Origin of the sequence: Streptomyces sp. CA-135486 (assembly GCF_050936555.1) — a bacterium.
Lineage (GTDB): Bacteria > Actinomycetota > Actinomycetes > Streptomycetales > Streptomycetaceae > Streptomyces.
On the sequence record NZ_JBNJMM010000001.1, the window covers coordinates 3,108,116 to 3,128,332 of the forward strand.

The window sequence follows — 20,217 nt, forward strand, 5'->3', positions numbered from 1 at the left end:
ACGACGTCAGGAAGACCCCTTTCCATAGCTGCGCGGCGCGGAAGTGGAGGGCGGCAGCGCCTTGTTGAAGCGTGTGTCCACGTAGTCGGCGAAGACGAAGGGGCGCGGAATGAGCTTCAGGGCGGCGAAGGTGTCGGCGATCGTCTGCTCGGAGGCGATCGCGGGCTTGTCCAACGCCACCGGCACCCGCTTGCCGTACGTACGCTTCACCGCGTCCAGGGCGACCTCGTACGGCAGTCCGGTGGCCTTCGCCCAGACCTTCGCCCACTTCTTGGGGTGCTTGAACACCCAGTCCTGCGCCCGCCGCAGCCGTTGCACGTAGGCATCATCCTCGGCGCCTGGAACGCGACGGCACGCCGTCTGGGTACGAGAACGGTGCCCTGGATCTCCCGGTCGAGCCCGGCCAGTACGCGAAGGAGTGTCGACTTGCCGCAGCCGCTGCGGCCCAGCAGCGCAGTGAACTCGCCCGGGCGAAGGGTCAGTTCGAGGTCGCCGATGACGGGCCGGCCGTCGAAGGCGCGGGTCAGCCCCTCGACCCGTACGGCCGCCTCGCGACTTACTTTCCGGTGAACGTCGGTCGCCATTGCAGCAACAGCCTTTCGAGACTGCCGATGACTCCGCCCAGCAGCAGCCCGACGGCGACGCGTTGGAGCGAGATGCCCATGGCCGCGGGAAGGGTGCCGTCGGCGATGAGATCCCCGGCGGCGCGGGCGATGGTGCCGGGGGAAGCAAGCGTGTCCCGGTGCAGCACGCCGGTCGCGCTCAGCACGTGCCACAGGGCGAGCAGCAGCAGCGGGCCCACGGTGCGGCGCAGCCAGCGCGGTACGGCGAGACGGCGGCGGCCGGGGGCGGAGAGCGGGGTGACCGGCTCCAGCTCGGGCGAGGGAAGGTACTGGGAAATTGGCGATATATCCGGCGGGGCATGGCCGACGGTCATGGAGGCTCCACAGGCGGGGGGATGTGCCTCAGCGCCCGTGCACGGCGTGACGACGTCCGCGGAACGGGTTCAGCGAGGTGAGGCAGAAGGAGGCAGCGGGCGCGTGGAAAGCGCGTGAAAGGGCGTCAGCAGCCGCGACAACACGCGGCGGAGGCCACCCGCAGCAGGTCGATATGACCGCGCGTGGTGAGCAGAGCTGTACGCAACATGCGGCAGAACGTAGCGACCCGTTCCGGATCGGGTCAATGGCGTCTCGTACCTCGGACGCGCGATCTTGCGGAATGAACGAGAAGATGGACCCATGCCCGGACCATTCACCACCATGACCCTGACCGTCACCACCGGCGCCACCGAGACGGTGACCGATCTGACACAGGCCTGCGAACAGTTCCTCAGGGACACCGCGGGCGGCAGGGACGGCCTGCTCAACATCTTCGTCCCGCACGCGACTGCCGGCATCGCCGTGATCGAGACCGGCGCGGGCAGCGACGACGATCTGCTCGCCACCCTGCACACAATGCTCCCGGCCGACGACCGCTGGCAGCACCGCCACGGCAGCCCGGGCCACGGCAGGGACCACGTCCTACCCGCCCTCGTCCCGCCGCACGCCACCCTGCCGGTCATCGGCGGCCGTCTTGAGCTCGGCACCTGGCAGTCGGTCTGCCTGGTGGACACAAATATCGATAACGTCAACCGCCAAGTTCGACTGAGCTTTCTGGGCTGACCGTGATCCAACGCCCTTCGACGGCTCCGGCCTGTGCCTGCTCGGCGTGCGGCGGCTGTCGCGGATGAAGCCCGCTACGTCGTCCCCGGCGCGTCAGTGGGAGGACATGCTTGCCGCCGCCGTCCGGGGCCACATCATCGGCTGGGCCGACGACTGGGAGGTGTTGGGCGCCACCGATCCGATGACCTGCCGAAGTTGGGCACTTGGCTCTGCGAGGAGAGGGGGCCAGGGGTCGTCAATGCGGGCGCCCGAAGAACATGCCGGTTTGTCCCCACGCAAACGAGGCAGCGCCTACGCTGAGGCTTCGGAGGGTGCCAGGGGAGGGGCAGGCCGTGAGTTCGCTCTTGCTTGGTGTGACCGCAGTGCTGATCGGGGCCGGTGTTGCGCTGCAGATCTGGGCCTCCGGCCCGGAGCGAGCCGACCGACAGCACGCGCTGCAACTGCCCTCCATACTGTTGTACTCCCTGGCAGGCGCGTTGTTTCTCTTCTCCACCTTTCCGGATTCGTTCTCGGAGGGGCGGTCGATGGGGTTCGGGCTCGGAGGGGCGGCGGGGTTCGCCGCCTTCTTCATGGCCGCGTCCTTCACATGGCTGGCGAGAACACGTTCGCGTGACCAGCTCGCGGGGGAACTCAAAGCCGCGGTCCGGGAGAACGCCCGGCTCCGCAGGCAGTTGACGGCCGGAGCAATGCCGGCACAAACCGCCGTACCGCTGACCCGGACCACCCGGTACGAGTTCTCCTTGCCGGCCGACCGCAGGCACCGCCTGGGAATGATCACCGGAGACCTGGCCAATGTGCTCGGGACGGATCTGTGGGTGAACCCGGAGAACACCCGCATGGAAATGTCCCGGGTGACCGAGCACACGATCTCGGCAACCATCCGCTATCACGGTGGCCGACGGAACGCCCTGGGCCACCTGGTCCACGACACCATCGCTCTGGAACTGGCCGAGTGCATGAACGGTCAGCACCAGGTAGCGGCAGGTCAGGTGCTGGTAACCGGAGCAGGGGAACTGACAGACAGCCATCAGGTGCGGCGGATCGCGCATGTCGCTGCGGTGGAAGGTGAACCGGCCTCGGGCTTCCGGCAGGTCATGGACCTCGGACGATGCGTACGCAACGTGCTCATCGCAATCGAGCGGTTGAACAACGCGGGTGAGGATCTTCGGTCCGTCGTACTTCCTCTGCTCGGAACGGGGGACGGCAACAGTGATCCGAAGAAGACGGCCGAAGCGCTGGCGGAGGCGGTCGTGGACTATTTCCGAGCCCATCCCGACTCCGGGGTGCGGGCCGTCTATCTGCTCGCGTACACGGACGTGCAGGTCGCAGCCTGCCGAGCAGCCTTGGATCCGCACGTGAATTCGAGGAATCCAGCCACCGGATAACTGGCGACGGCTCCAAGCCGAACTGCGGCTCCACAGGAAGCACCTCCCTGAAAGATCATTGGACACATGTACGGCTGAATGATCAGTCGAGGCGCACGGCAGCACCACGGAAGATTTCGCAACGACGTCCGGGCGCTTCGACCCGCAAGGGAGTGCAAATGAGCTATTGAGACACCGTGAACCTGGGCGTACTGCGCTCTGGACAACACTGGCGACGCGGGGGACGATTGGACTCGGTGGACGTACCTCAGTCAATCGGGGGGACTGAAATGGAGCGGCCAGGGGTAACCGTGTGCTCGAATCGTGGACCGATCGCTTTCGAGAAGGCCGCCGGTAACGGTGACAGCGACTTCACGGCGACCGGACCGAACGGACTTGTCCCCGTGGTCTTTCCCGGACTCAAGGAAATCGGCGGACGGTGGATTTTCGCGGCACGCACGGAAGGCGACAGGCGAATAGCATTCGAACACCCTTCAGGGAAATTATGCTCAGGGGTTGCAGACAATGTCAGAATGCTGCCGATCAACCTTCCTGCCGATCAGCACAAACAGCACTACGAGACTGTGTCCGTCGGCCAGCTCGCCATGCTGTTCCACTATCTGTTCCGGCTGAGCTGTGAGCCGAACTGGACTGCGGGGCTGCTGACCTCCTGGAACTCGTTTCGGGACGTCAATGCCAGATTCGCTCAGACGGTAGCCGCATTTTCGGAACAGAGTCCGGTACTCGTACAGGACTACCACCTCCTGCTCCTCGCGCAGGAGCTGCGCAGGACCAAGCCCGGAGGTCTGCCTCCGCTGCTCTACTTTCATCACGTGTGCTGGTGTCAACCGGACGTCTTCGGCGCGCTCCCTGTCGCGGTACGCACCGAAATGCTGCAGGCGATGCTTGAGTACGACGTCGTGGGATTCCACAGCAAGCGGTGGGCAGACGCCTTCCTCGCCTGCTGTGAGCGATTCCTCCCAGGCGTCGATGTACAGCCGGACGGCGTGCGCTCCCCCGGGCAAGGCCGCGAGACGCGGGTCATCACCTCGCCGGCCGCGGTCGATGCGGAAGACGTTCTGCTGGGCACCCGGACTCGGGCCTTTCGAACCTGGCAGGACGAACTGCGCCGGATGGCAGCCGGACGATGGACGCTGGGCCGCGTGGACAGGGCGGACTTGTGGAAGAACCCGTTGCGCGGACTGCTGGCCATCGAAGAGTTCCTGCGAGCCAATCCCGAGGACGCACGGAAAGTCTGGTTCCCCGCAGTACTCACTCCGACTCGGGCATGGCGCGACGATTACCTGGACTACCTTCGTGATTGCCGTCGGATTGCGGACCGGATCAATGAGGCGCAGTGTGGCAATGCGAACGACGGCCCCGTGCGTCTGTTCATCGCAGACGACCCCATGGCGCCCGACCGGGCACTTGCCTTAGCCCTTCTCAGCGTGGCGGACGCGTTTCTGATAAATCCGATCTTCGATGGGCTGAACATCGTCGCCAAGGAAGGCGCGATCATCTCCCGGAATGATCCGGTGGTGATCCTCTCGGAGAATGCGGGCATCCATGAGGAGATCGGCGACCTGACCCTCACCGTAAACCCGTTCGACATACGGCAGACTGCCGAGTCCATTGCGCAGGCTTATCGCATGCCTGCCCAGAGCCGGAGCATCCGCAGCGCCGAGATCAAACGTCGAACACTTGGCCGGGACCCGCGCATATGGATAGAGGAGCAGTTGCAGGCGATCCCCAACGGCGCGTGGTCGGGCATCGAGTAATCCAGCAACCAGTAATGCACACCCCTCGCATGCTGTAAGTTTGGCAAATATTCGCATCGAGGGGGCTCGAGGAGGTGAAATGACAGTTCGCATCGGGATCATCGGGTGTGGCGGGATATCCGCCTTCGCGCACCTGCCCGGAATTCAGGCATCCGATCCATCGGGAGCGCCGGCCGAAGTTGTCTCTTTGTGTGACCTCGATGAGAATCGATCGAATCTGCTGCGCGAGCGGTACCGTCTGACCAGTGCCAGGATCGCCTCATCGAGGGAAATCCTCGCCGACCCGACTGTGGACGCCATCATCGTTGCCAGTTGGCCTTCCGCCCACACCGAGTCGGCCCTTGCCGCCATACGTGCCGGAAAGCATGTCCTCCTGCAGAAACCCGTGGCGCTGAGCGCCGCCGAGGCGGAAGAGCTGGTGAAAGCGACCGAAGAGTCCCGACGCAACATCCTGGCACTTCCGCTGATCGGGCATCTGCCCGGCGTGGGACAGCTGAAGAAGATTATTACGAAGCGCGCACTGGGGCGGTTGGCGTTCTTCCGGATCAGGGTGAGCGTGCCCGGTCCCGAGGACTACCACCAGGACATACGCAACTTCTTCGGGGAGGACGACGGCAAGACCGACTCGGTGCTGCGCCCCGAGTACGCGGGAGGATCGGGATGTGCCGGCGACCTCGGACCCTACGCTCTGGCCGTGATCCATGACCTGTTCGGCTCGTGCAGGTTGAAGGCCGTGCACAAGTCGAGTGCCGCCTTCGAGAAGTCCTGTCTCCTGTTGCTGGAAGCACGAGACCCGCACGGTGATCAGGCTGATCCGCCTTTCCTGTGCAGTGTTGAGCTCGGTTGGAACCAGTTCCCGTCCGAGGAACTGTGCGTCGTGGCAGGACGTCGAGGCACCGCCACGCTGAGCCCGGCCGGGGCCGTTACCGTACGGCCCGACTCTTCGCTCAACTCCGACACCCAACTGCAACCCGGCTACTCGATATTGCCACCCTCGCCCATCGCCGCCCAGCAACTCTGGCTCAACGCGATCCTCAAAGATCGGAAGGCGGCGTTCCACGACAGCATGTCGGTTGCCGCTTGGACGGCTAGGGTCTTGGAGGAGGTGCGTATCAGTGGCGCCGACCAGTAGTTCGAGCGTTGATCTGCTCTACAGGGACGACCCCGATCTCTCCGTGCTTGCTGCCGAACTGGAGCATGGCAAGTGCATAGTCTTCGCAGGCGCAGGCGTCTCCATCCCCTCCGGTCTCCCCTCCTGGCCGGAGTTACAGCGCACGATGAAGTCCAGAGCTCAGCTCCGGAACGACTACAGTGCGCTGCGCGTGGCGGACTGCTGCCGTCAAGTGCTGGGAAATCGTACATTCAACGAGATGCTGGCGGAATCAGTGGGGAGAGCCGGGCGTCCCGGTGCGTTGCACCGAAAGATTGCTGAACTGCCCGTGAAGCTGTTCGCCACCAGTAACTACGACACGCTCTTGGAACGCGCCATTCGGGACGGTACCGGTACCGATCCACGAATTCTCTCGCTGAGCGAACAGTCGCAGTGGCTCTACATCCCGGAGCAGCCTGTCGAGCCCTGGGTGCTGAAAGTTCACGGATGCGTGGACAGGTGTCGTGATCTGCTGGTCATATCCGAAGAGGACTACCTCTCGTTCGCAACGACGTACAGTCATGTTGCCAAAGGGCTGCATGAGTTGTTCGCTCGCCATCCGGTGCTTTTCCTTGGCTATTCGTTGGGCGACTGGGATGTGCTCAATGTCCTGCATCACTCCCGACTGAGTCTCAATGAAGATGTTCCGAACCGGTACTTCGTGGGGTTCGGCATGGAACTCCCTGAAAAACGGTTTCTTGAGCAGCGCTATCGGCTGAGGGTGTTCGACCTGGAAGGCCCCCACCGCGCCGGACACGTGGACAAGACCGCTGCGCTCCTACAGTTCCTGGACGATGTGATCGAGCGGTTCCGGATCCCCGTCTGGCTGCGTGACATCATTGTGGGACTCGGTGGTCGCGTGGAGGAACGCGGGGCACTTGACGCGTCCGTTGTCTCTCTGTTTCCAGATTTCGACGTGAGTGCGGCCGTCCGGTTGGCCGTGAGAATCAAGGCGAAGCGTTCGATCGACATCCCTGTGGAACCTCTGGCGGCCGACGGAATGACCTTGCGGGGACTGCTTCGCATCATCAATCAGGCGGAGGAGGCGGCTCGCGCCGGCAAGGAAGAAGGGGACGGTTGACATGACTGGGCCCGACGCCAACGTTTCCGCGGTTTTCGACGATCTTGAGACAGGGCTGTTGTCGCTCCTGGGCCGATATCGGCGTCGTCTGCAATCAGTGGCGTGGGACTACAAGGAGGACGGGACCCTACTGACTGAAGCCGACCTAGCCGTCCAGGATTTCATCGTCGGCCGTGTGACGGCCGGCGGCGGAAATCGGCGCCGGGATGCCATCATCGCGGAGGAAAAGACCGCATGCGAGGTGGATCCGTCCTCGTGGCCGGATCTGCGGGGCCGGGTATGGGTCGTGGATCCGATCGATGGCACGCGGGAGTTCTTGAAGCCGGACGCGACCGAGTTCTGCGCCGCCGTCTGCGTGCTGGAGGACCTCCGGCCGACGGCCGCACTCATTGTGGCACCAGAGCTCGGACCGGACCGAACGCCTGTGGTTGTGCGCGTGGACGAGCCGGGTGCCGCGGTCACGGTGAACGGAGTTCCGGCTCGTTCCCCCGAGAAGAACACCATGGGTATTGTCTCAGCCACTCGCTCGAGCGGAACCGTCGGACGCCCATGGGAAAACGCGCTGCGCACGTTGGGGTGCACCGTGGAGACGCATACACGGTCACAGACGTTGGATATCTTGCGTACCTGTGTAGCCATCCCCGGCATCGCACCGTTCCAGCTTTTTTTGAGGGAACACCAGAAGATCTGGGACGGTGCACCGGGTATGTGTATCGCGCTGGCATCAGGGATTTCGGTGGCCGACCTCAGCGGGCACCCTTTGGTACCGTTTCCTATTGAGCTTCTGATGACAGAAGCCCCCGAGCTTCCGGCCGCCGTCATCGGCGATCTGCGCCTGCTGGAAGCAGTCCCACTTCCGACTGATGGGTGATTTCTGTAAACCCCTCAGGACCAGGCGTCAAATTCTTCAATCATCAGCCGACGGTCCGCGTCTCCGTCGAACTCATTCCCGAACCACGCGTCGAGTACTTCCTCGGGATTTGTCGTGGTCCACGATCCCAGGCACAGGACATTCGCGTCGTCGTACACCCTGGCGAACTTCGCCTGTTGCGGCTGTACACACAGCGCTGCCCTGATTTTGGGGAATCTGTTCGCGCCGATGGTCACACCGATGCCGGTCCCGCATGCCAGGATCCCGCTTCCCGATGAAGTGCTGCGCACCCGCTGGACGAGTGCGGGGATGATCTCCTGGAGTGGCGCCGTTCCATCGAAAGGAAGTCGCTGATACTCGATTCCGCGTAACGTCAAATACTGCTCGATGTCCCTCAGGAAATCTGCGGCATAGTGATCGCCAGCCATGTAGAGCATTCGCAGAACCCTCCCCACCGTTTCGATTCATTCCTTTTGTGTGCACAGAGGATACCGTCATCCGTGAGCGGCGTCGAGTGTTGGAATGCAGGATGAAAAAATTGACAGAAAATACCGGGGTGGTGTGTGTTGAGTTCCGATGCCAGGGCAGTTCGGGGCATATTGATCAGCCCACCAAAGGCGGAGTCGAAACCCAGGCCGGTACCCCTCCTGCTCCTGGCCGGCCTGCCTTTGTCGCGCTGAGGGCGGTAGATGTCCTGAGGACGGTACATCTGATCATTTGTCGATAAAGGTGCCGTGCAACCGGAGATCCGGGATCATGAAAGTGATCGTATGCGAGCACCCTGTTGAGCGATTTCTGTGGTGCCCCGCCCGGCTGAACAGGGGTCTGGTGATTGACGCATGCACCGTGGAGAGCTCGTGCCCCTGCGTGGGAGCCGCCAGGACAGGGAGCGGGCGGGCCTTGACGGAGATCAGCCTTTGAGGAGGCCGGCTTCGACGACGGCGCGGCCGAAGGGGCTCGCTAGTTCGGCGAGACGTTCACAGTCGGCGTCACCCAGGGCGGCGTAGGCGGGAAGGGCCAGGCGGTCGGTGCGGTCCTCGATGTGCCGGCGCAGGCGTACGCCTTCCGGGCTCAGGGAGTCGCCGTCGAGGAGACCTCGCGTGCGCAGGCGCTCCTCGGTGTCGGCCCACTCCTCCTCGGGCCATGCGCGGCTTCCCTTGAGGAAGTCGACGGGAACCTCACCGGTGGCAGCGTGCAGAACCAGGGCCTCCAAGCCCCCCACGCCCTCGCTCAGCAAGCACGCGACATGGCCGTCTCCACGGAACTCCCGGAGCAGCGTCTGAGCGTGCCACAGCTGCAGTACCGGTTCCTCGGGCCAGGGCAGCGCGGCATGCGCGGCGAACAGCGGGCGGCCCTGCGCGTGTTCGCAGGCCGCGTCGGCGGCCCTGCGGGTCAGCGCCAGGACCTCGTCGAAGGCGGGGAGTTCGTGGATGCCGGCCCGTCGAAGGGCCTCGCTCGCGGCGGCGTGCCGCGCGTCCAGCACCTGCTGCGGCGTCACCGCGTCCCAGACCCCGTCGACCGCTCTCCGTACGAGACCGGGGTTGAAGTTGTAGAAGGTGGAGATGACCAGCTCGGCGGATGCCCGGCCGAAGGCGGCGCTCCGGGAGGCGAAGTACCCGGCGCGCCCGCTCAGTCCGAGGTCCGCGTACCGTCGCCTTCCCGCGGGGGCGAAGTAGATCATGCTATGTACGGGCTCGAGTCGGCGCCAGGCTGTTCGCGCTGTCTTCATGGGTCACCTCTTCTGAGAGTCGGCAGAGGGGGTATTCGCTGTGGTTCCGGACTCGCCGTGCGCCCGCAGATGTTCGAGCAGCAGGCGGCTCAGCGTTTCGGGCGCCTCCTCGGGGACCCAGTGGCTGACGCCCTGGAGGGTCTCGAACCGGTACGGCCCGTTGACCCACTGCCCGGTCTCCCGCGCGGCCGCCGGGCCGAACGCGCTGTCCTGCGTGCTCCAGACGTACAGCGTGGGCATCTCGATGACGCCGATCGCGCCGTCGGGGCGACCGGCCCGGTACCAGTTCAGCGCCGCGGCGAGAGCACCCGGCCGGGAGAAGTGACGCACGTAGGCCTCAGCACTGGCCTGCGGGACCTTTCCGGCGTAAGTGGCGCGAAGCGCCTCTGCATCGTCTGCCAGCATGCGCTCCTCGGTCGCTGGCGTTTCACGCCAGGCGATCATGTACTGCGATCGTTCGCGCTGGTCCTTGTCGGTACGCAGAGTGGTGGCCAGAGCGCCGGGGTGCGGGGTCGAGACCACTGTCAGAGTACGTACGCGGTCGGGGTGGGCATCGGCGGTCCACCACGCCACCGCGCCTCCCCAGTCATGGCCGACCAGGTCGCACGACCCCCAGCCCAGTTCCTCAGTGATCGCGACCACATCGTCGACCAGGACGTTCATGCGGTAGTCCGCGGGCCGCTCGGGGCGGGCCCCGGGGGAGTACCCACGCTGGTCGGGTGCCACCACCCGGTAGCCGTGCGCGGCCAAGTCCGCGATCTGCCGTTGCCACACCAGCCGCGTCTGCGGGAAGCCGTGGAGCAGCAGCACCGGGCGGCCCTCGGGCGGACCCGCCACGGTGGCGTCGAACACGCCCGCAGCGGTGGAGATGCTCAGCTCGGTCACGATCCGCCCCTTCATACCGACTGGTCGGTCAGCTTCAAGCTGTGGAAGGGGATTGTCAAGGTCGAGAACGCGCGCAGTTTCCCGCAACGGCAGCCGCGAGCCGCCTCCCGCGCTGTTGAACTTGACGTCGAATTCAACTATAAACGATCGCGAGGCCGGCTCCCGTCACCCTGCGGCCGTGGCGCACGTCGACTCCGGCTCACGGAGCTCGGGATTCGAGCCCGGTGGGAAGCCGGCCGCGAGAGAGGGTGTGGATACTGTGTCGAGCGTGGTGGAAGAGGCCCGAACCGCGGTTCTCGTGGACTTCGGCGGGGTCATCACCTCCAGTGTGTTGCAAGCGTTCACCGACTTCGGCGCCTCACTCGGCGGCGACCCGCGCCTGCCGCTGGACCTCCTCAGCCGGGACCAGCAATCGCGCACCCTCCTGGCAGACCATGAGTGCGGCCGTATCGACGCCGGAGCCTTCGAGCGGGGATTCGCCGAACGTCTCCGTGCCCACGGCGCCGACGTACCCGCCGAGGGGCTCACGGCACGGATGCAAGCCGGAATGTCGATCGACCAGGACATGCTCGCCCTGCTCGGTGATCTTCGCGCCGCCGGGTATCCCGTTGCGCTGGTGTCCAATTCTTTCGGGACCGGAACCTACGATGGCGTCGACCTCGCCGCTGTGGCCGACGCGGTCGTCATCTCCGCCGAGGTCGGGATCCGCAAGCCTTCCCGGCGGATTTACGCGATCGCATGTGAACGACTCGGCGTCTCACCCGAGGAGGCAGTCATGATCGACGATCTGCGGCAGAACCTCGACGGAGCGGCGCGGATCGGAATCGGGGGTGTGCTTCACACCAGTGCCGCCGACACCCGCCGCCAACTCGTCGAACGCTTCAAGATCACCCCCTGACCGATCGACCGAACGACGGGAGGTCGATCGACGGGGGACCGGCCATACCCGGGATCGACACCGCCCGCGGGCCGAGCGGCGGTGCTCCCGCCCGCCCAGTGCGGTGCTCATGCACTTCGGTATCAGCTCTGCCCGACCAGGCGGCCGGACGCCTGCACCCTCCTTCACGTCCCGCCGCCGGCCGGACGTGGCGTCGCCGTCGTCCACGGCGAGACGCCTGGCTGATACGCACCTGCCGGCATTTCCGACGTCGAATGACTTGAAGTCGAGGTCGGATTCATTTCTACTGAGGGGCCGAGGGGGAGACCCGCACTGCATCACCTGCTCACATCCTCGGAAGGCACCGCCCATGGCCAGTGTTCTCGACCCGGTCTGCCGCCACGCGGCTGCAACTCCCGACAACATCGCGCTGCGCGGCGGCGCGGAACAATGGACCTACCGGCGACTGCGCGACACAAGCGTTCGGTACGCGGACGCCCTGGCCGCCGCGGGCCTGTCCCCGGGGGACCGGGTGCTGCTGGCGGCGCCGTCGGTGCCCGAGTTCGTGGTGGCCTACCTCGGGATCCAGGCCGCGGGCTGTGTCGTGGTGCCGGTCAACACGATGTCCACCCGGGCCGAAGCCGAGTACGTCCTCGACGACGCCGGGTGTGCGTTGGCGATCGCATGGCACGCCCTCGGCCCCGCCGTCGCGGAGGCGGGTACGACGCTCAAGGTGCCCTGCTGGACGCTGTCCCCCGGCGCGACGGTCACCGATGCCGCCCCCGCCCCCGTCGTCGACCGGGACCGCGACGAGACCGCGGCCATCCTGTACACCTCGGGTACGACAGGGCGGCCGAAGGGTGCCCAGCTCACGGTAGGGAACCTGTTGTCCGCCGGGGAGATCGGCGCCGAGTGCAGCCGCGGATCGAGCGCCGACCGTACCGGCACCGGACTCCCGCTGTTCCATGTGTTCGGCCAGGCGTCGGTCATGATGGCGACCTTGACAGCGGGCGGCTCGATGTCGTTGCTGGCCCGATTCGACCCGGCGTCGATGCTGGAGATGCTGCGCCGCGACCGGCTCACCATCATGGCCGGCGTGCCGACCATGTGGAACGCGATGCTGCACGCGGCGGGCGATGCGAACCCGGCGGACTTCGCCCAACTCCGTATCGCCGTCTCCGGCGGCGCGTCGCTCCCCGGGGAGATCGCGCGGGCCTTCGAGGCCCGGTTCGGCTGCACCATCCTCGAAGGCTATGGGCTCACCGAGACCACCGCGTTCGGCACCTTCAACGACGTCGACCGCGGCGGCAAGACCGGGTACACCGGCCGGGCGGTACCGCGGCTGCAGGTCCAGGTCCGTGACATCGACGGCAACGAGTGCCCGCCGGGTACCGTCGGCGAGGTCCACATCAAGGGACCGACGGTGATGCGCGGCTACTTCAACCGCCCCGCTGACACCGCCGCGGTGATCTCGCCCGACGGCTGGTTCCGGACCGGCGACCTGGGCGAGATCGACACGGACGGCGACCTGCGCATCGTCGACCGGATCAAGGACTTGATCATCCGTGGCGGCTACAACGTCTACCCGAGTGAGGTCGAGGAAGTTCTCTACGAGCACCCGGACATCGTCGAGGCAGCAGTGATCGGCGTTCCCGACGACCACTACGGCGAGGAGGTCGCCGCGCTCGTCGCCGCCCGGCCCGGTTCGGAGCTCGGTGCCGCCGAGGTATCGAACTGGACACGAGAGCGACTGTCCGCCTACAAGGTCCCCCGCATCATCCGGTTCGTCGACGCGCTGCCCAAGGGCCCGAGCGGGAAGATCCTCAAGCGCTCCATCGACCGTACGGAGCTGATCCGCGACCCCGCGCTCGGCGACGTACCCGCCCGCCGGAACTGAAGATCCGTTGACGGACGAGACCACACAACCGAGTGCTGCTGTCAGCGAGTACCGGCGACCTGGCCAATTCATGACTCTGGCGTCGGATTCAAGTACTCTTTCGGCGATGGATACCACTGCGCCCGAGGAGAATTACAGCGAGAAGGCACCGCCGATGGCGCCCCTCTCGTCGCTTCGTGAGCTGCCGACGACAAAGCGCGGAGCGCGGACACGCGCCGCTTTGGTGAAGGCCGCGCGGAAGGTGTTCGAGCGGGACGGTTACCTCGACACCCGCCTGGTCGACATCGCCAAAGAGGCCCAATGCGCGGCGGGGTCCTTCTACACCTACTTCGCCAACAAGGAAGAGGTGCTTGCCGCCGTCCTGCTGGAGGCGCAGGAGGACATGCTGCACCCCGGCATGGGCCGGGTGCAGGGTACCGACGATCCGTATGCGGTACTCGAGGCGAGCAATCGCGCGTATCTCGAGGCATATAAACGGAACGCGAAGCTGATGGCACTGCTTGAGCAGGTCGCACAAGTGGAGCCGGAGTTCCGTGGGTTCCGAAGCCGGCGCACGGACGCGTTCATCCACCGCAACGCCCGCGGCATCGCCGACCTTCAGGCGCGGGGTGTCGCAGACCGTGACGTCGATCCGATGATGGCCTCCCGTGCGCTGTCGGGCATGGTCAGCGTCATGGCCTACAGCGCCTTCGTGCGCGGCGAAGGGCAAGAGGAAGGTACGCCGGTGGACTTCGAGGAGCTCGTCTCCACGGTCACCCGGCTCTGGGCGAACGCCCTGCGGTTCCCCGACCACCGCTGATCCGGCAGTAGCGCCGGCCGGGGCGCAGCCCGCTGTCTACGACCGTTCGACGACCTGGACTCCGGTGCCCGCAGCGGCGACGGATCAGGTTGCGTGAGCCTTCATGCTCGGCCACCTCACTCACGACACCCTGGTGTCGCCGGGATCCACTCACCTTCTCCTCTCCTGCACGGATGTGACGTCGCGCGCAGGCGGATGGGTAAGCCGACAGGTCAGGGGCGGGAACGGCACCTGGCCGCAGCGGTCGTCGAGGCTGCGCAGCCGTCGAACGTCAGCAGGTGCGACGACACGGCCGCCGGGCCCGGGTCGAGCCGTGTTCGGTGAGCTGCTCGTACGCCTGGGACAGGCGAAAGGGCAGCGATGCCCGCCTTGATTCTTTGTCCGCAGTCCAGCGGGGCGAGCCGGCCTGCTCCGGGCGGTGATGCACCCAGACAGTTGAACTTGACGTCGGATTCAATTATACAGGGGGAGACCACGGTCACCTCATCTCGGGGGTGGCCCGGCCCGCACGGCCCGTCACGGAGAGGTTCGCTGTGAACGTTGCACAAAGAGTTGCCATCGTCACCGGTGGCGGAGGCGGCATCGGTGGCGCGCTGGTCGCACGGCTCGCTCGCGAGGGTGCCCGGGTCGTCGTCGCCGACCTCGACGCGGACACCGCGCGGGCGGTATCGGCTTCAGTCAACGCCGACCATCCGGGAAGCACCGTGAGCGCCGGCGCGGACGTGTCGGACACTCCGCAGATCGAGCAGTTGATCGCTCTGGCGGAAAGCGCGTTCGGTCCGGTCGACCTCTACTTCGCGAACGCGGGCATCGCCGGGGCACCCGGTCTGGATGCGAATGAGCAGGACTGGGACCTCTCGATCGACGTGAATCTGCGCGCCCACATCCGTGCGGCGACGCTGCTGGTGCCGCGGTGGCTCGAGCGCGGCGAGGGCTACTTCGTCAGCACCGCCTCGGCGGCCGGGCTGCTCACCCAGATCGGCTCCGCCACGTACGCCGTCACCAAGCACGCGGCCGTCGGCTTCGCCGAATGGCTGAGTGTCACTTATGGCGATCGCGGGGTCCGTGTCAGCTGTCTGTGCCCGATGGGGGTGAACACCAACATGCTGTCCCTGGGGAAGGACTCCGGGGACGCCCTGGGGAGTGCCGCCACGCAGGCCGTCACGTCCGCGGGTGACGTCCTCGAGCCGGCCGAGGTCGCCAACGCCGTCCTGGCCGCGATCGAGGACGAGCGCTTCCTGATCCTGCCGCACGAAGAGGTTCTGGACATGTACCGGCACAAGGGCTCGGACTACGACCGGTGGCTGCGCGGGATGCGCCGCTACCAGAACTCCCTGCTGGCGCAGTCATGACCGGCGCGCCCGACGAACTCGTCCTCGCCGAACACCGCGGGCCCGTGCTGGTGCTCACGTTCAACCGGCCCGCCAAGCTGAACGCCTGGACCGACGAGCTCGAAAACCGCTACTTCACACTGCTCGACGCCGCCGAGGACGACCCGGACGTACGCGCCGTCGTGGTCACCGGCGCGGGACGCGGATTCTGCGCCGGCGCCGACCTCCAGCGGCTGCAGGCGGCCGCCGAGGTCTCCGAGGCGGACAGGGCGCGGCGCCGGCCGCGTGATGTGCCGCTTTCCTTGCGCAAACCGCTGATTGGTGCGGTCAACGGGGTGGCCGCGGGCCTGGGCATGGTGGAGGCGCTCTACTGCGACATCCGCTTCGGCTCGCCCTCGGCCCGGTTCATCACGGCATTCGCGCAGCGCGGGCTGATCGCCGAGTACGGGATCTCCTGGCTGCTGCCCCGGCTGGTGGGGCACAGCCGGGCAACGGACCTGCTGCTGTCGAGTCGCATGGTGGACGCCGAGGAGGCACTCCGTATCGGACTCCTCGACCACCTGGTCCCCACCGGCAGTGTCGTCGACGCCGCTGTCGCGTACGCCGCCGATCTGGCGACCCGCTGCTCCCCGGCCTCCATGGCCACCATCAAGAGCCAACTGCGCAACGATGCGGACGGCACCTACGCCGATTCCGTGACCCGCGCGGAAGGCGTCATGCTCCAGGCCTTCCACGGGGCCGATTTCGTCGAAGGCGTGGCCAGTCACCTCGACAAGCGCTCACCGAGTTTTCCCTCCCTACCTGTCAGGAGTTCAGATGTCCCTGTTTGAGACGTCGGACCGCGCCAAGAAGTACCAGGCGGATCTGCTCGAGTTCATGGATTCACACATCTACCCCGCGGAGGCGGTGTACCACGAGCAGATGGTCGCATCGGGTGACCCGCACTTCCATCCGCCGATCATCGAGGAACTCAAGGCGGAGGCGCGGCGGCGCGGACTGTGGAACCTCTTCCACCCGCACCCCGAGTGGGGCCCCGGGCTGACGAATTTCGAGTACGCGCCGCTGGCGGAGATCATGGGGCGCAGTCACATCGCCTCCGAGGCGTGCAACTGCAACGCTCCCGACACCGGCAACATGGAGGTATTCACGCTGTTCGGCAGCGACGAGCACAAGGAGAAGTATCTGGAGCCCCTGCTCGACGGGACGATGGCCTCGGCCTTCGCGATGACCGAGCCGCGTGTCGCCAGTTCGGACGCCACCAACATCGAGCTGCGGATGGAGCGCGACGGTGACGAGTACGTGCTCAACGGCCGTAAGTGGTTCGCGTCCAATGCCCTGCACCGCAACTGCAAGGTGCTCATCGTCATGGGGAAGACGGATCCCACCGCTGCCCCGCACCGGCAGCAGTCGATGATGGTCGTCCCGATCGACGCCCCCGGGATCACGGTGATGCGCGGGCTGCCGGTGTTCGGCTACCAGGACCGTGAGGGGCATGCCGAAATCGATTTCACCGACGTACGGGTGCCGGCCAAGGACGTACTCAAGGGCGAGGGTGAGGGTTTCGCGATCAGCCAGGCCCGGCTCGGGCCCGGTCGTATCCACCACTGCATGCGGGCGATCGGCGCGGCCGAGCGGGCGCTTGAGCTGATGTGCCGGCGCGCGCAGTCACGGGTGACATTCGGCAGTCCGGTTGCCGAACGGTCCAATGTCCAGGACTGGATAGCGGAAGCACGGATTGACATCGAGATGATCCGCCTCCTCACGCTCAAGGCCGCGTATCTGATGGACACGGTCGGGAACAAGGAAGCGCGCACCGAGATCGCGGCCATCAAGGTGGCCGCCCCGAACATCGCGTTGAAGATCGTCGACCGCGCGATCCAGGTGCACGGGGGAGCAGGAGTGACCGACGACTTCCCGTTGGCGATGATGTATGCGGGTCTGCGGACGTTGCGGCTGGCGGACGGTCCCGACGAGGTCCACAAGAGGGCCATCGCCAAGCAGGAACTGCGGCAGTACCGCGACGCGGCCACGGCAGCGGTGAGTTGAGATGGCAGGACTCGATCTCAGCGGTCGCACCGCCGTCGTCACCGGCGCCTCGCGCGGTATCGGGCTGGCGATCGCCCAGGCGATCGCCGCGGCCGGCGCAAACGTCGTCCTCACCGCCCGGTCCCAGGAGGCGGCGGACGCCGCCGCGGCCCAGGTCAAGGGCACGGCGGTCGGCGTCGGTGCGCACGCCGTCGACGAAGAGGCGGCTCAGCGCTGTGTGGATCTGACGCTTGAGCGCTTCGGAAGCCTGGACATCCTCGTCAACAATGCGGGGACCAACCCGGCCTTCGGGCCGGTCATCGACCAGGACCACGGTCGGTTCGCCAAGACCTTCGACGTGAACCTGTGGGCTCCCGTCCTGTGGACGGGGCTGGCCACGCGGGCCTGGATGGGCGAGCACGGCGGGGCGGTCGTCAACACCGCGTCGGTCGGCGGCATGGCCATCGAGGCGAACATCGGGTTGTACAACGCCTCGAAGGCCGCACTCATCCATCTCACCAAGCAGCTGGCCCTGGAACTCTCGCCGAAGGTTCGCGTCAACGCGGTGGCACCGGGTGTGGTGCGCACGAAGCTGGCCGAGGCGCTGTGGAAGGAGCACGAGCAGGCCCTGTCTGCCTCGATGGCGCTCGGGCGCATAGGGGAGCCTGCCGACATCGCCTCCGCGGTCGCCTTTCTCGTCTCGGACGCCGCGAGTTGGATCACCGGCGAGACCATGGTGATCGACGGCGGGCAACTCCTCGGTGACGCGCTCCCGTTCAGGCAAGGAGCCGGCATCGGTGTCTAGCGCGGACATCGGCGGAGTCGACGCCGGGGCGGTGAGCCGCTGGCTCGAGACCCTCGGCGTCGACTTCGCCGGGCCACTGACCTTCGACCGGATCGGGCTCGGTCAGTCGAATCTGACTTACTTGGTACGGGACCAGGACGGCCGCAGGTGGGTGCTGCGGCGGCCACCGCTGGGTCGCCTGTTGGCGTCGGCGCACGACGTGGCTCGCGAGGCGCGGATTCTGACCGCGCTGGAGGGCACCGCCGTCCCGACCCCGCGGGTGCTCGGACTGACCGCTGATCCCGCCGTGACCGACGTCCCGCTGCTGCTCATGGAGTTCGTGGACGGCCAGGTCGTCGACACGATGCCGATCGCGCAGTCGTTGACGCCGGAGCGCCGCCGGGCGATCGGCATGTCCTTGCCGCGGACGCTGGCGAAGATCCACGCGGTCGATCTCGAGGCGACCGGGCTGACCGCACTGGCCAGCCACAAGCCGTATGCGCAGCGTCAGCTCAAGCGGTGGACGGGCCAGTGGGAGAAGTCCAGGACCCGCGAGCTGCCCGCCCTCGAGGACCTCACCCGACGCCTTGTCGCCGCGGTCCCGGAGCAAAGCGAACTGACGCTCGTACACGGCGATTTCCATCTGCGCAACGTCATCACCTCTTACGACAGCGGGGAGGTGACCGCGGCGCTCGACTGGGAGTTGTCGACGCTGGGGGATCCGTTGGCGGACATGGGCAGCCTGCTGGCGTACTGGCCGGAACCGGGAGAGGAGAAGACCGGGGGCGATTTCGCCGCCTCCGTCCTCGACGGCTTCCCGGACCGTGCCGAGCTCGCTCAGGTGTACCTGACCGAAACAGGCCGGGACCCGGCGGCACTGAAATTCTGGCATGTGCTGGGCCTGTGGAAGGTGGCTGTGATTGGTGAGGGCGTGATGAGGCGAGCGATCGATGAACCGAAGAACAAGAGCGCGACGGGCACACCCACCGTGGAACGCATTGATGCGCTCGTGGACAGCGCGTGTCGAATCGCTGACGAAGCCGGGATCTGAGGAGGGGGCCGCCCGAGGGTTCTGGGCATGGCACCTGTTTGTGGCGCGGGGGCGCGGTGGCCAACGGGCGTCCTGCGGAAGGATCGCGGCATGAGGCAACGACAGGCGGTGACGGTCGGGGTCGACCTTGCTGCGAGTGCACGGCGTACGGCTGTGTGCCGGGTGGTTTGGGGCGGCGTGGACGGCTTGGCGGCGGAGTTCGTCGTGCCCGAGGGAGATGAGGATTTGCTGGCCGTTGTCCGGGCGGCCGACAAGACCGGCCTCGACTGCCCTCTTGGCTGGCCGTCGAACTTCGTGGCAACGGTCCTGGCCCACCACCGGGGCCTGCGGCTGCCGCCTCCCGTCAGGTTCGAGGAGCGTGCGGACGGGAGGCCCGGTCTGGATGCGCTGCGATTCAGGTTCACCGACGACCTCACATGGAAGGCGACTTCGATGCGGCCTCCGCTGTCGGTGTCCACCGATCTTCTGGGTGTCGTGGCGCTGCGAGCGGCTTATCTGCTGGACGCCCTCGCGGCGATCGGTGCCCCTGTGCCCCGGGACGGGTCGGGACCAATTGCCGAGGTCTACCCTGCTGCCGCACTGCGGCGGTGGGGGATCCGCCTTCCTGGTAGCTACAAGAGCGCCACGCCCGAAGCGCGTGCCGTCCGAGAGCACATCGTCGGCTCGGTCGAGGCGGGCTTGGGGTTGGCCCTCCCCGAGGCGGTGCGCGGGCAGTGTGTCGACAGCCACGACCATCTCGACGCGTTGGTCTGTGCCCTGGTTGCTCGCGCCGTCCTGGTCGGGGACACTCTGTGGCCGCGTTCTGCGGACGAGCGCGCGGCCGCTGGGCAGGAGGGCTGGATCCACCTGCCCGGTACGGATCTGGCGGCCCTCCGCCACTGACGGCTGAATTGGGGTTGCCCCAACGGGGTTTGGCGGACACCGACCGCGACAA

Annotated in this window: 19 protein-coding genes and 3 pseudogenes; 15 read left to right on the forward strand and 7 right to left on the reverse strand. The window is 66.4% G+C overall.

Annotation, left to right across the window (positions count from 1 at the left end; all coding sequences use genetic code 11):
- Positions 1–6: 6 nt before the first annotated feature.
- The 4 genes and pseudogenes from ACQEVG_RS14085 to ACQEVG_RS14100 all read right to left on the reverse strand — a co-directional run.
- Positions 7–312, reverse strand: a pseudogene (locus tag ACQEVG_RS14085) (ABC transporter substrate-binding protein); the annotation flags it as partial.
- Positions 313–320: 8 nt separating this feature from the next.
- Positions 321–584: pseudogene (locus tag ACQEVG_RS14090) on the reverse strand (ATP-binding cassette domain-containing protein); the annotation flags it as partial.
- Between the two features lie 20 nt (positions 585–604).
- Positions 605–937: pseudogene (locus tag ACQEVG_RS14095) on the reverse strand (ABC transporter permease); the annotation flags it as partial.
- Positions 938–1,062: 125 nt separating this feature from the next.
- Positions 1,063–1,146, reverse strand: a complete 84-nt coding sequence (locus ACQEVG_RS14100) for a putative leader peptide (RefSeq protein WP_356832488.1) — start codon at positions 1,144–1,146, stop codon at positions 1,063–1,065.
- A gap of 92 nt (positions 1,147–1,238) precedes the next feature.
- Here ACQEVG_RS14100 and ACQEVG_RS14105 point away from each other — a divergent pair, with 92 nt between their 5' ends.
- The 6 genes from ACQEVG_RS14105 to ACQEVG_RS14130 all read left to right on the forward strand — a co-directional run bounded on the left by ACQEVG_RS14105 (position 1,239) and on the right by ACQEVG_RS14130 (position 7,905).
- Positions 1,239–1,661: a secondary thiamine-phosphate synthase enzyme YjbQ gene (locus ACQEVG_RS14105; protein WP_432982287.1), complete on the forward strand. Its 423-nt coding sequence runs from the start codon at positions 1,239–1,241 to the stop codon at positions 1,659–1,661.
- Between the two features lie 332 nt (positions 1,662–1,993).
- Positions 1,994–3,046 (forward strand): macro domain-containing protein, encoded by a 1,053-nt coding sequence (locus ACQEVG_RS14110; protein WP_432982290.1) that lies wholly within the window; start codon positions 1,994–1,996, stop codon positions 3,044–3,046.
- A 269-nt stretch (positions 3,047–3,315) separates the two neighbouring features.
- Positions 3,316–4,803 carry a trehalose-6-phosphate synthase gene (locus ACQEVG_RS14115; RefSeq protein WP_432982293.1) on the forward strand — a complete coding sequence of 496 codons (1,488 nt, stop codon included), beginning with the start codon at positions 3,316–3,318 and terminating at the stop codon, positions 4,801–4,803.
- Between the two features lie 79 nt (positions 4,804–4,882).
- Positions 4,883–5,935, forward strand: coding sequence for a Gfo/Idh/MocA family protein (locus tag ACQEVG_RS14120; protein WP_432982296.1), 1,053 nt, complete (start codon positions 4,883–4,885; stop codon positions 5,933–5,935).
- Positions 5,919–7,034: an SIR2 family NAD-dependent protein deacylase gene (locus tag ACQEVG_RS14125; RefSeq protein WP_432982299.1), complete on the forward strand. Its 1,116-nt coding sequence runs from the start codon at positions 5,919–5,921 to the stop codon at positions 7,032–7,034. The genes ACQEVG_RS14120 and ACQEVG_RS14125 overlap by 17 nt, the downstream gene beginning before the upstream one ends.
- 1 nt (position 7,035) lies before the next feature.
- Positions 7,036–7,905, forward strand: coding sequence for an inositol monophosphatase family protein (locus tag ACQEVG_RS14130; RefSeq protein WP_432982302.1), 870 nt, complete (start codon positions 7,036–7,038; stop codon positions 7,903–7,905).
- A gap of 14 nt (positions 7,906–7,919) precedes the next feature.
- Here the strand turns inward: ACQEVG_RS14130 and ACQEVG_RS14135 are convergent, their stop codons facing one another.
- The 3 genes from ACQEVG_RS14135 to ACQEVG_RS14145 all read right to left on the reverse strand — a co-directional run bounded on the left by ACQEVG_RS14135 (position 7,920) and on the right by ACQEVG_RS14145 (position 10,519).
- On the reverse strand, positions 7,920–8,342 hold the full coding sequence (locus ACQEVG_RS14135) for an RpiB/LacA/LacB family sugar-phosphate isomerase (RefSeq protein ID WP_432982305.1): 423 nt from the start codon (positions 8,340–8,342) through the stop codon (positions 7,920–7,922).
- 473 nt (positions 8,343–8,815) lie between these two features.
- Positions 8,816–9,634 (reverse strand): SCO6745 family protein, encoded by an 819-nt coding sequence (locus ACQEVG_RS14140; RefSeq protein ID WP_432982308.1) that lies wholly within the window; start codon positions 9,632–9,634, stop codon positions 8,816–8,818.
- A 3-nt stretch (positions 9,635–9,637) separates the two neighbouring features.
- Positions 9,638–10,519, reverse strand: a complete 882-nt coding sequence (locus ACQEVG_RS14145; RefSeq protein ID WP_432982311.1) for an alpha/beta fold hydrolase — start codon at positions 10,517–10,519, stop codon at positions 9,638–9,640.
- 268 nt (positions 10,520–10,787) lie between these two features.
- Between ACQEVG_RS14145 and ACQEVG_RS14150 the strand changes: the two genes are divergently transcribed.
- From ACQEVG_RS14150 to ACQEVG_RS14190, 9 genes are all read left to right on the forward strand, one after another.
- Positions 10,788–11,417 (forward strand): HAD family hydrolase, encoded by a 630-nt coding sequence (locus ACQEVG_RS14150; RefSeq protein ID WP_432982314.1) that lies wholly within the window; start codon positions 10,788–10,790, stop codon positions 11,415–11,417.
- Between the two features lie 349 nt (positions 11,418–11,766).
- Positions 11,767–13,293, forward strand: coding sequence for an AMP-binding protein (locus ACQEVG_RS14155; protein WP_432982317.1), 1,527 nt, complete (start codon positions 11,767–11,769; stop codon positions 13,291–13,293).
- Between the two features lie 106 nt (positions 13,294–13,399).
- A complete protein-coding gene (locus ACQEVG_RS14160) occupies positions 13,400–14,092 on the forward strand; it encodes a TetR/AcrR family transcriptional regulator (protein ID WP_432982320.1) in 693 nt (230 codons plus the stop codon).
- A 533-nt stretch (positions 14,093–14,625) separates the two neighbouring features.
- A complete protein-coding gene (locus ACQEVG_RS14165; protein WP_432982323.1) occupies positions 14,626–15,444 on the forward strand; it encodes an SDR family oxidoreductase in 819 nt (272 codons plus the stop codon).
- On the forward strand, positions 15,441–16,253 hold the full coding sequence (locus ACQEVG_RS14170; RefSeq protein WP_432982326.1) for an enoyl-CoA hydratase-related protein: 813 nt from the start codon (positions 15,441–15,443) through the stop codon (positions 16,251–16,253). The genes ACQEVG_RS14165 and ACQEVG_RS14170 overlap by 4 nt, the downstream gene beginning before the upstream one ends.
- Positions 16,240–17,469 (forward strand): acyl-CoA dehydrogenase family protein, encoded by a 1,230-nt coding sequence (locus ACQEVG_RS14175; RefSeq protein WP_432982329.1) that lies wholly within the window; start codon positions 16,240–16,242, stop codon positions 17,467–17,469. The genes ACQEVG_RS14170 and ACQEVG_RS14175 overlap by 14 nt, the downstream gene beginning before the upstream one ends.
- Position 17,470: 1 nt before the next feature.
- Positions 17,471–18,253, forward strand: a complete 783-nt coding sequence (locus ACQEVG_RS14180) for an SDR family oxidoreductase (protein ID WP_432982332.1) — start codon at positions 17,471–17,473, stop codon at positions 18,251–18,253.
- Positions 18,246–19,283 carry a phosphotransferase family protein gene (locus ACQEVG_RS14185; protein WP_432982335.1) on the forward strand — a complete coding sequence of 346 codons (1,038 nt, stop codon included), beginning with the start codon at positions 18,246–18,248 and terminating at the stop codon, positions 19,281–19,283. The genes ACQEVG_RS14180 and ACQEVG_RS14185 overlap by 8 nt, the downstream gene beginning before the upstream one ends.
- Before the next feature lie 90 nt (positions 19,284–19,373).
- On the forward strand, positions 19,374–20,165 hold the full coding sequence (locus tag ACQEVG_RS14190; RefSeq protein ID WP_432982338.1) for a DUF429 domain-containing protein: 792 nt from the start codon (positions 19,374–19,376) through the stop codon (positions 20,163–20,165).
- Positions 20,166–20,217 lie beyond the last annotated feature (52 nt).